Origin of the sequence: Paraglaciecola sp., assembly GCF_030730205.1 — a bacterium.
GTDB lineage: Bacteria > Pseudomonadota > Gammaproteobacteria > Enterobacterales > Alteromonadaceae > Paraglaciecola.
In genome coordinates this window covers 1-11,722 of record NZ_JANQVQ010000136.1, presented here as the reverse complement: position 1 = coordinate 11,722, position 11,722 = coordinate 1, and the positions used below count along the sequence as shown (strand labels likewise).

The 11,722-nt window shown below is 44.9% G+C and carries 9 protein-coding genes; all 9 read left to right on the top strand.

The window, feature by feature from the left end:
* Positions 1-1,723 (top strand): protein kinase (locus NWQ57_RS09625; protein WP_306021935.1); only part of this gene is annotated, 1,723 nt, incomplete at its 5' end.
* A gap of 21 nt (positions 1,724-1,744) precedes the next feature.
* Positions 1,745-2,611 carry an acyl-CoA thioesterase II gene (locus NWQ57_RS09620; protein ID WP_306021934.1) on the top strand — a complete coding sequence of 289 codons (867 nt, stop codon included), beginning with the start codon at positions 1,745-1,747 and terminating at the stop codon, positions 2,609-2,611.
* Positions 2,608-3,129 carry a gamma carbonic anhydrase family protein gene (locus NWQ57_RS09615; RefSeq protein ID WP_306021933.1) on the top strand — a complete coding sequence of 174 codons (522 nt, stop codon included), beginning with the start codon at positions 2,608-2,610 and terminating at the stop codon, positions 3,127-3,129. The genes NWQ57_RS09620 and NWQ57_RS09615 overlap by 4 nt, the downstream gene beginning before the upstream one ends.
* A 404-nt stretch (positions 3,130-3,533) precedes the next feature.
* Positions 3,534-4,661: an alanine--glyoxylate aminotransferase family protein gene (locus NWQ57_RS09610; RefSeq protein WP_306021932.1), complete on the top strand. Its 1,128-nt coding sequence runs from the start codon at positions 3,534-3,536 to the stop codon at positions 4,659-4,661.
* 91 nt (positions 4,662-4,752) lie between these two features.
* Positions 4,753-5,430: a GntR family transcriptional regulator gene (locus NWQ57_RS09605; protein WP_372340906.1), complete on the top strand. Its 678-nt coding sequence runs from the start codon at positions 4,753-4,755 to the stop codon at positions 5,428-5,430.
* The gene (gene prpB, locus NWQ57_RS09600; protein WP_306021931.1) at positions 5,427-6,323 is read left to right on the top strand and encodes a methylisocitrate lyase; all 897 of its coding nucleotides are present in this window, start codon (positions 5,427-5,429) and stop codon (positions 6,321-6,323) included. The genes NWQ57_RS09605 and prpB overlap by 4 nt, the downstream gene beginning before the upstream one ends.
* A 52-nt stretch (positions 6,324-6,375) precedes the next feature.
* Complete coding sequence (gene prpC, locus NWQ57_RS09595; RefSeq protein WP_306021930.1) at positions 6,376-7,500, top strand: 2-methylcitrate synthase; 1,125 nt, start codon at positions 6,376-6,378, stop codon at positions 7,498-7,500.
* A gap of 40 nt (positions 7,501-7,540) precedes the next feature.
* On the top strand, positions 7,541-10,132 hold the full coding sequence (gene acnD, locus NWQ57_RS09590; RefSeq protein WP_306021929.1) for a Fe/S-dependent 2-methylisocitrate dehydratase AcnD: 2,592 nt from the start codon (positions 7,541-7,543) through the stop codon (positions 10,130-10,132).
* A 144-nt stretch (positions 10,133-10,276) separates the two neighbouring features.
* Positions 10,277-11,470, top strand: coding sequence for a 2-methylaconitate cis-trans isomerase PrpF (prpF, locus tag NWQ57_RS09585; RefSeq protein ID WP_306021928.1), 1,194 nt, complete (start codon positions 10,277-10,279; stop codon positions 11,468-11,470).
* Positions 11,471-11,722: the final 252 nt, after the last annotated feature.

Here is an 11,722-nt window from a genome sequence, read left to right as displayed (position 1 = left end):
GGGTCAGACATCTGAGGGTCAGACTGCTGAGGGACTAGCTAAGAGTGAGCAGGAATCTCAGTGGCGCCATGCAGCAGGTCGTCAGCATTTTGTGTTTAAATTTTCACGTATTAATCTGCCACAGCATATTCAAGATAGATTAGAAGAAGAAGCTTACATGTTAAGCCATGTAGAGCATAAAAATGTACCTGCCTTAATCGAATTTCAGCGCATTAAAAAACAAGCCATCTTAGTGATGGAACGCGCAGCCGGTGACGATTTAGAAAAAGTGTCACTGCAACGTGGTCCTTTGTCACCCAGGCTTATTGTCAAAATCGCGGTGCAGTTGGCAGATGTCTTACGTTATTTGCGTAACTTCAAGCACGAGGGCGATAAGAAACCCATTGTGCACGGTGACATTAAACCCTCAAACATCGTATTTGATGCCAAATCAGAAGGGATTGGCTTAATTGACTGGGGCTCGTCGGTGTTTGCACAAATAGACGAACATGGGCATTTTGTGAGTCAAAACATTATGGATTTGATGTCCAGTGAATTACAGCAGACCAATGCACGTTTAGGTGATATTTATTTTATTGGTGACGAACAATTAAACGGGGGCTTATCTAGCCCTCGGTTTGACGAACAAGGCCTAGCGAGTACCCTGTACGCCCTTGCGTCAGGTCAGTCATGTCGCTTTGGTTATCGTGTTATTACCCCGCAATCATTGGGCCTACCTAAAGAACTGGCGCTGACCTTAAGTGCTATGTTGAGCGATGACGCAGCAGTGCGTAAGGAAGGCGGCGATTACTTTTTGCAAAATATGCAGTTCATGAAAAATCTATTGTTGATAGATGAACATCACGAGCAAGAAAAAGCCTTGATACCCAGCTGGGTCGTTCGCAAAGAAAAAGAGATTGATACCGTCGTGTACAGCTCACGTAAATCCTTTTTAAGAGCAGAATCATACAAAGAGCATGACGAACTGCGTTACATGAATGACGCGCAGTTTGAACGGTATTATAAAAACTACTTACAAGGAATGGGCGAAACCGAAAAAGCCTTTGTTTCAGCGGTGAGTCGTTTGGGTAAATACCCGGTGGTAGGCGGTTTGGCCATGCGCTGGCAAGATGACGGCGTATATATTGATTCAAGTCTAAACCTCTATGACCAGTCGATGCAGCGCTCGTTTGAGGCATCAATTAACAACGTGGTGTATTTGGCCCGAGCAATACAACACGTTGGTGTATTTAAATGCTGTTTGTTTAATGCGCGGGATACCTTGCACTTGGAGCGAACGGAAGAAAGCGCGCCGTTTATACCCGAAAAAGGCATGCGCATTCCCTACGAACTGAGTCGAATCTCAGTACCAGAAGATGAAAGTAGAATGCACTCGTATTTTGAAGATGGTGATGATCCCGACGAGTTATTGGCCTTGCCGCCTGAGTTACTGAGTATTATTCGCCAGTTAAATAGTATTCATCACACAGGCTGTATTATTTTTGAGGCCTTGCCCACCCATTTAAAAATTCACAGTTACTACACCTTGCTCAATCACAAATTAGAGCTGGAATTTACTAGCTTACTGCGGGATATTATCGATTTGATCCCGAAAATAAAAGGCTTAGGTATTTCAGGCTTCATGAAGTTACCCTACAAAGATACCCGTTTTTTTCAGCATCAAGCGAAACGAGCTGATAAGTTTTATCCTAGAGATCCTCGTCAACAAACACGATCTCAATAATTGACCAAAAGAGTAATCACTATGCCAGACATTAAATTAGTCGAATTGTTAACCCTTGAGAAAATAGAACAGGGGCTCTTTCGGGGGCAAAGTTGGGACTTGGGATTTAGAGCCTTGTTTGGTGGTCAAGTGATGGGGCAAGCATTGGCTGCCGCTCAATTAACTATGCCTGAAGGTCGCATTGCCCATTCATTTCATAGCTACTTTTTATTGCCTGGGGATGCCAACCAACCCGTAGTCTTCGATGTTGAAAATGTTCGAGATGGCCGAAGTTTTTCGACACGCCGCGTAAAAGCCATTCAAAATGGTCGTAATATTTTTTACATGACGGCCTCATTTCAATTACCCGAGGCAGGCTTAGAACACCAATACGCTGTTATGCCAGATGTACCAGGGCCAGAAGAAATTGAGCCCGATATTAAGTTTTATGAAAAATCATTAAGTGACATGTCTCTGCGTATGCGAGAAACCTTGAGCTATCACAAGCCCATTGATACGCGCACTGTTCAAGCGATTGACCCCTACAAACCACAAGTACAAGAGCCTAAACGTTATATTTGGATGAAAGCACAAGAAGTGCTAAGCGGAAATATCAACATCAACCAAACGATGTTGGCCTATGCTTCTGACTACCATTTTCTAGGTACATGTTTACAACCCCATGGTATTGCACCTCGCAATAAAAGTTTGCGCATGGCAACAATTGATCACGCAATGTGGTTTCACCATCCGTTTGATTTTGACGATTGGCTGTTGTACTGCGCAGAAAGCCCCTTTACCGGTGGCGCACGGGGGTTGGTGAGAGGCCAATTTTTTAATCGACAAGGAAAGCTTGTTGCATCAACAATGCAAGAAGGCTTAATGCGCAACGTTGAGGAAAATTCATGATTTATACCTTAGGAAAGCACAGCGTAACCCTCAATGAACCGGCTTTTGTGGCACCAGGAAGTCATGTTATGGGCCAAGTTTGTTTAGAAAAAGACAGCAGCGTGTGGTTTAACGTGGTGATCCGCGGCGATTGCGATTTAATCACAGTCGGCCAAGGCAGCAATATTCAGGATGGCTCGGTACTGCATACTGATCATGGTGTGCCCCTAACGGTGGGTAAGGGGGTTACCGTGGGGCACAAAGTGATGCTGCACGGCTGTGAGATTGGCGATTATAGTCTGATTGGTATCAATAGCGTGATTTTAAACGGTGCAAAAGTGGGTAAGCATTGTGTCATCGGCGCCAATACCTTAGTGACCGAAAACATGCAGGTGCCTGATGGTTCAGTGGTAATGGGCTCGCCAGGTAAGATAGTTAAAACCATTTCAGACTCACAAAAAGCCATGTTAGAAAAATCTGCTGAGTACTACCTTGCTAATGCAAAGCGTTTTGCTAGCGAGCTAAGGGCACAAAGTTAAAGTTAGTTTTTCTTCGTGCCTTACGTTTTGTTGCCCCTTATAAAAAGGCCCGGCGCTATTGCTAGCCCGGGCTTAGGGGGATTGGCTCTTCTTTAGAGCCGTGCGCTAATCAAACTGGTCTGGTCAAACTGGTAAGGGTTTCAAGGATGTAAAGTGTAGAACATATCTGCTTAAAAAATAGTCTAATTATTAAATTTAGTTAAGTGTTCCTTTTTACTTCTATTCAGGTTTTTTGGTTCACTTCGTTTATTCCTAATTTTTTCTACGCACGCCAACTGCCAATACTGATGAACGCTGTTTTTACTTGACCAGTATTCATATTATTTATGGCGACTATGAAGCCCTTGTTTACTGATGTATGAGCTGTAATTATCCGTTTATGGTTATCTCAATTAAGTCTATTTATGAATTTACAATTTAAGAGCTTTTTCCCTCCGCAACGAACATTAATGGGGCCGGGGCCCTCTGATGTTGATCCGCGCATTTTAACTGCCTTATCGCGTCAAACTATCGGCCATCTTGACCCGATGTTTGTTGATTTAATGGATGAAACAAAACAATTACTGCAGTATGCCTTTCAAACTCAAAACGAACTCACCATGCCTGTTTCTGCTCCTGGCTCAGCGGGGATGGAAGCGGTATTTGTTAATTTAATTGAACCAGGTGACAAAGTTATCGTGTGCCAAAACGGTGTTTTTGGTGGGCGGATGCAGCAAAACGTACTTCGTTGTGGTGGTCAAGCCATTATGGTGCAAGACGAGTGGGGCACTGCAACTGACATCAATAAGTTGGAACAAGCTTTAAAAATGCACCCAGATGCAAAAGCCGTAGCGTTTGTGCATGCAGAAACCTCTACCGGCGTGCGCAATGATGCACAAGCTCTATGTGCCTTGGCTAAGGAATATGAGTGTTTGACTATTGTTGATGCGGTAACGTCGCTAGGGGGTATTGAGCTGGCCGTAGATGATTGGCAAATAGATGCAATCTATTCAGGCACACAAAAATGTTTATCGTGTGTACCAGGCTTGTCGCCAGTTTCATTTAGTCAGGCTGCTATTGAGGTCATTAAACATCGTCAAAGTCCGGTACAGAGTTGGTTTTTAGATATGGACTTGGTGATGGGCTATTGGGGCCAAGGAACCAAACGGGCTTATCATCATACTGCGCCGGTTAACAGTATTTACGCTTTGCATGAGGCCTTATTGATATTGCATGAAGAAGGCTTACAAGCATCGTGGAACCGACACGCACACATGCACCAATTGTTAAAAACGGGGCTAGAAGAGTTAGGGTTAGAATTTGTTGTAGATGAACAAGACCGATTACCTCAGCTTAATATGGTGCGTATCCCTGAGGGGCTGGACGATGGGGCAATTCGTGCTCGGTTGCTGCAAGACTTCAACTTGGAAATCGGTGCGGGCTTAGGTGTACTCGCCGGCAAAGTGTGGCGGATAGGGTTAATGGGTTATGGAGCAAATCAGAAAAACGTTGATTATTGTGTAGAAGCACTGGCTAGCGTACTAAAAAAGTAAGTTTCACTTCATTTCAAAATTGTCGACAATTTAGTTTGATCTTTGGCGAAAAATGACTAAGCTAAGGCCTAAGTTTAAAATTGTCGACAATATGATGCCTGCACCTGTTTCAAATCTGAAAGTCACAACTCGCGCTGAGACTGTCTTTACTGGCCTAAGACAACGTATTGTCGAGGGTGAAATTGCGATGGGCAGCAAGATAAGTGAGCCAGAACTGGCTCGTTATTACGATATTAGCCGCAGTACCTTACGTGATGCGCTGTCGCGTTTAGAAGGCAGTGGCTTACTTGAGCGTAAAGCAAATATAGGCTATCGCGTCGTAACATTGTCGACAGAAAAATTATTAGAGCTATTTCGAGTACGTGAATCCTTAGAAGGTATGGCTTGTTATTTAGCGGCGCAAAATATGACAGCCGCGCAAATAGCGGAACTCAGAGAACTACTCGCTGATCACGAAAAAAACGAAGCCCTGCAACAGGGCGAAGCCTATTTTCAAAAGGCGGGTGACTTAGACTTTCATTTTAAAATTGTGTTTGGCAGTGCCAATCAGTTGTTGATCCGCTTGCTCTGCGAAGAACTCTACTATTTGGTACGGATGTACCGATTTCAATTTGGCATGGCCAGTCCTCGCGCCAAAAAAGCGTTTACCGAACACCACAATATTATCCAAGCCATTGAAGATAAAGATGGTGAATTGGCTGAGATCCTCATGCGTAGGCATATCTCAGCTTCTCGTTTAAATGTCGAAAAACGGATGAATACCCTATGACAAGCTCAATACAATTATCCCCCGGACAGCGTTTTCGTCTGGCTTTGGAAAAAAACAAACCATTGCAAATCGTTGGCACCATCAATGCGTATTGCGCCATCATGGCTCAGCAAGCCGGTCATCAAGCCATCTATTTATCTGGTGCCGGTGTCGCGAATGCCTCCTATGGTTTACCTGATTTGGGCATGACATCCTTAAATGATGTGCTTATTGATGTCAGTCGAATCACCAGTGCCAGTGAATTACCTTTGCTGGTGGACATTGATACGGGTTGGGGCGGGGCATTTAATATTGCCCGTACCGTTAAAGAAATGATCAAGGCTGGTGCCGCTGCAGTGCATATCGAAGATCAAGTGGCGCAAAAACGTTGTGGTCATCGGCCAAACAAAGCCATTGTGTCAAAAGAAGAAATGGTTGATCGCATTAAAGCCGCGGTTGATGCCAGAACTGATGAAAGCTTTTTTATCATGGCTCGAACTGACGCTTTTGCTCAAGAAGGCCTAGAAGCGGCGATTGAGCGGGCACAAGCCTGTGTTGAAGCCGGTGCTGACGGCATATTTGCCGAAGCCATTAAAACGGAAGAACATTACCGTGCATTCTCAAAGGCCATTAAGGTGCCCATTTTGGCCAATATCACCGAATTTGGCCAAACGGAATTATGGAACAAACAGCAATTAGGTGAGTGGGGCGCGGCCATGGTGCTGTATCCACTCAGTGCATTTAGAGCCATGAATAAAGCGGCTGAAAGTGTGTATCAAAGCATTTTACAACACGGCGATCAAAAGCAAGTGATAGACCAGATGCAGACTCGTATGGAGTTATACGATTATTTGGGTTACCACGATTTTGAACAGAAATTAGATAGTTTGTTTTCAGCCAATAAAAATAACTAAGCGACGCTGAAAACAGACTTCACCAACTAACAGTAAGTAAAAGGACAGAAAAATGGTTGATAAAAAATTAAGTGGTGCAGGTTTACGTGGTCAAAGTGCGGGTGAAACGTCTTTATGTACCGTGGGTAAATCTGGCTCTGGTTTAACGTATCGTGGTTATGACGTGTCCGATTTAGCCGATAACGCCACCTTTGAAGAAGTGGCCTATTTACTTTTTAAGGGCCAATTGCCCAATCAAGCTGAGCTGAATAGTTACAAGTCTGAATTAAAAAAACGACGTGACTTACCCCAAGCGCTTAAAGAGGTTTTGCAACGTATTCCTGCTAGCGCACACCCCATGGACGTGATGCGCACCGGATGTTCATTTTTAGGCAACCTTGAGCCAGAAAATGACTTTAGCCAACAGCATCAAGCGGCCAATCGTTTGTTGGCAGCTTTCCCAGCCATTATGTGTTACTGGTACCGTTATAGTCATGATGGCGTTGCGATTGAGTGCCACACAGAAGAAGACTCCATTGCAGGCCATTTTTTGGCTTTACTATTGGGTAAAACGCCCAGTGAACTGCACCGAAAAGTGATGGATGTTTCACTTATTTTATACGCTGAACACGAATTTAACGCCTCAACGTTTACCGCAAGAGTGTGCGCATCTACTTTGTCAGATATGTTCTCGTGTATCACAGGGGCAATTGGCTCGTTGCGTGGTCCTTTACACGGAGGTGCCAATGAAGCTGCGATGGACATGATCCAAGGGTTTAGTTCGCCCCAAGACGCTAAAATACAAATGGCGGGTATGTTAGAGCGTAAAGAGAAAATCATGGGCTTTGGTCACGCGATTTACCGTGAGTCTGATCCCCGTAATGTGATCATCAAAGCATGGTCTGAAAAGTTATCCGAAGAGTTTGGTGATAGCTCGCTTTACGATATTTCAGTGGCATGTGAAGAGTTTATGTGGGACAGCAAAAAGCTATTTTGTAATGCAGATTTTTTTCATGCTTCGGCTTATCACTTCATGGGTATTCCTACTAAGTTGTTCACTCCCATTTTTGTCTGTTCACGGTTGACCGGCTGGGCAGCCCATGTCATGGAACAGCGCTCAAATAACCGCATTATTCGTCCTAGTGCTGATTATATCGGTGAAGCACCTCGTCAGGTTGTGCCCATTAATCAGCGCTAAACGCTATTGTTAAACCCCTTTAACTACAAGACAGGACAATATGAATACGCAATATAGACGTGCCTTACCGGGCACCAAGCTCGATTATTTTGATACACAAGCGGCAGTCGATGCCATTAAACCAGGGGCGTATGCAGGATTACCTTATACCTCGAAGGTGCTTGCAGAAAACTTAGTAAGACGCTGTGATCCAGCGCAGTTGGTTGATGCCTTAAAACAATTAATTGAGCGTAAGCGCGACCGGGATTTTCCATGGTTTCCTGCGCGAGTGGTATGTCACGATATATTGGGTCAAACCGCCTTAGTGGATTTAGCGGGTTTACGGGATGCCATTGCTGCCAAAGGGGGCGACCCAGCGCAAGTTAACCCCGTGGTACCAACCCAGTTAGTAGTGGATCATTCCTTGGCCGTAGAATTTGGTGGCTTTGATAAAGATGCTTTTGCCAAAAATCGTGCAATAGAAGACAGACGTAATGAAGACCGCTTTCATTTTATAAATTGGACGAAAACCGCCTTTAAAAACGTTGATGTGATCCCTCAAGGTAATGGTATTTTACATCAAATCAACTTAGAGCGTATGTCACCCGTGGTACAAAGTCGTAACGGCGTGGCTTTTCCAGATACCTTAGTAGGAACAGATAGCCACACCCCCATGGTCGATGCACTAGGGGTCATTGCAATTGGTGTTGGTGGCTTAGAAGCAGAGAGCGTAATGTTAGGCCGTGCCTCTTATATGCGCTTACCCGATATTATTGGTGTAGAGCTGAAGGGTAAACCCCATGCAGGGATCACCGCGACCGACATCGTTTTGGCCTTAACGCAATTTTTACGTCAACAAAAAGTCGTGTCCTCGTACTTAGAGTTTTATGGTGAGGGTAGCAAACATCTTACCTTAGGCGACCGAGCCACCATCTCCAATATGACACCTGAATACGGTGCCACAGCCGCGATGTTTTACATTGATCAGCAAACCATTGACTATTTGACATTAACAGGGCGCGAAGAGGCGCAAGTAAAGTTAGTTGAAACCTACGCCAAACAAAGTGGTTTGTGGGCTGACAGCATGGTGAAAGCGCAGTATGAAAGAGTATTGCATTTTGATTTGAGCCAAGTGGTGCGCAATATTGCCGGCCCATCTAACCCCCATGCCTGTGTGCCAGTAAGTGAATTAGCAAAGCGTAAGATCAGTGGGGTGGTTGAAAATGAAAAGGATCTGATGCCTGATGGTGCGGTGATTATTGCTGCAATTACCAGTTGCACCAATACCAGTAACCCGCGCAATATGGTGGCCGCGGGTTTATTAGCCCGCAACGCGAATAAGCTCGGTTTACAGCGTAAACCTTGGGTCAAAACTTCACTTGCTCCTGGCTCAAAAGCCGTACAACTTTATTTAGAAGAAGCCAAACTGTTACCCGAATTAGAGCAGCTAGGTTTTGGTATTGTGGCCTTTGCCTGTACCTCTTGCAATGGGATGAGCGGAGCGCTCGATCCTAAAATTGCAGACGAAATTACTTCCAGAGATCTTTACGCTACTGCAGTATTGTCGGGTAATCGTAACTTTGACGGGCGTATTCATCCTAATGCCGATCAAGCCTTTTTAGCCTCACCACCTTTAGTTGTAGCCTATGCAATTGCAGGAACGATTCGTTTTGATATTGAAAAAGATGTCTTAGGATACGACGCCGGCGGCAAGGCTATACGCCTTATAGACTTGTGGCCAAGTGACGAAGAGATTGATGCAGTAGTAAAAAGCAGCGTTAAACCTGAGCAATTTCGCAAAGTGTATGAGCCAATGTTCGACTTAAAAGTTGAATACGGTGAACATATCGACCCGCAATATGCATGGCGCGAGAAAAGTACTTATATCCGCCGTCCTCCCTACTGGGAGGGGGCACTGGCTGGTGAGCGCAGCATGCAAAACATGCGAGCTTTAGCGGTATTGGGTGATAATATAACCACCGACCATTTATCACCTTCAAACGCCATCACCTTAGACAGTGCTGCAGGTGAGTATCTGCATAAAATGGGTTTACCCGAAGAAGATTTTAATTCTTATGCTACCCACCGTGGCGATCACCTAACCGCCCAGCGCGCTACCTTTGCTAATCCTAAATTATTAAACGAAATGATCAAAGACGCTGATGGTAAAGTCATACAAGGTTCGTTGGCACGCATTGAGCCAGAGGGCAAAACGAGCCGGATGTGGGAAGCTATCGAAACGTATATGCAGCGCAAGCAACCGCTGATCATTATAGCCGGTGCAGATTACGGGCAAGGTTCATCGCGAGATTGGGCTGCCAAAGGTGTGCGTTTAGCCGGTGTTGAAGTCATCGTGGCTGAGGGATTTGAACGTATACACCGAACCAACCTTGTGGGTATGGGTGTATTACCACTTGAATTTACTAATGGCGAAAATCGTCATACGTACCTTATCGATGGCTCTGAAACCTATGATGTAGTTGGCGACATATCGCCCGGCTCATTGTTAGATGTAAAAATGACGCGCAAGAGCGGTGAGCAAATTAGCATAGCGGTTAAATGTCGTTTAGACACCGCTGAAGAGCTATCGATATATCAAGCGGGTGGGGTGCTGCAACGCTTTGCTCAAGATTTTTTAGACGCGAAAAAATAGCTGCCAGAGGCGAGTATCGAGAGTCATACTAAAGGCGGCAGCAGGTAGGACGAGAAGTAAAATCACTGGCTATTGATATTGCTTTTGCCCGGGGCTTATGGAGTGATATCGCAGGCTTAATATTTGACCGATTGAGAGAATAAAATGACTTATAAGCCACAATTAAAAATTCCCGCTACTTATATGCGCGGAGGAACCAGCAAAGGCGTATTCTTTCGATTACAAGATTTACCAACTGCTGCCCAATCTGCTGGGGTATTTAGAGACAAATTGATGCAGCGGGTTATTGGTAGTCCTGATCCTTACGCTAAGCAAACCGACGGTATGGGCGGTGCAACATCGAGTACCAGTAAAATAGTGATTATATCACCCAGCAGCCAGCCTGATCACGATGTGGACTATTTGTTTGGCCAAATTGCGATTGATAAAGACGTTGTTGATTGGAGTGGTAACTGCGGAAATTTGTCTGCAGCCGTAGGCCCATTTGCCATTAGTAATGGGTTTATTGCTAAGGATAAAATACCACAAAATGGCACACTGACAGTCAAAATATGGCAAGCCAATATTCAAAAAACCATCATAGCCCATGTACCTATCGTTGACGGGAAAGTGCAAGAATTGGGTGATTTTGAATTAGACGGAGTAACTTTTCCGGCGGCAGAAATTCAACTCGAATTTGTTGACCCTGCTGATGATGCCGATGACGACAGCAAAGGCTTATTTCCAACAGGCAATGTCGTTGACGAGCTTGATGTGCCAGAAGAATGGGTCGCTGGCGGTAAGCTTCAAGCCACGCTGATTAATGCCGGTATTCCCACTATTTTTGTTGATGCAAAAAGTATGGGCTACAGCGGTATTGAACTGCAAGACGACATCAATAGCGATCCTAAGGCCTTAATTCGTTTTGAATCATTACGTGCTATCGGCGCAGTAAAAATGGGGTTGATAAAAGACCTCACTGAAGCAGCTGGTCGCCAACATACCCCTAAAATCGCCATTGTTGCCCCGCCGCAAGATTACATTGCATCGAGTGGTAAACCAATCAAAGCCACTCAATTAGATTTGCTTGTGCGCGCGATGTCGATGGGTAAATTGCACCACGCCATGATGGGTACCGCTGCCGTCGCTATAGGCACCGCTGCATCTATTCCTGGTACGTTAGTGAATATAGCTGCAGGCGGCAGTGAACGCAGTACTGTATGTTTTGGCCATCCATCAGGTAGTTTAACGGTTGGCGCTGAAGCGAAATTCATTGAAGGTCAATGGCAAGTCACAAAAGCCATAATGAGCCGCAGCGCACGGGTATTGATGGAAGGTTGGGTGAGGGTGCCAGGTTAAAAGCAGCCATTAAGGCGAGATCCCGGTATTAAGTAATGAGCAACAGCGATAATTTTTGCAAAAGACGGCAATCGTATTTGGAAGCCCTGGTAACTGGAGTTATTTAAGACCGAATAAACAAAGCTCCAAATGGTATTGTAAACCGACTTTTTAACTGGCTAACATCGTCAATTCAACAGCACGTTAATACGCAAAACCTACCTACAAACGAGACAAGGGGCTCACCACACTGTTGCCACCGCGTTGCAGTAT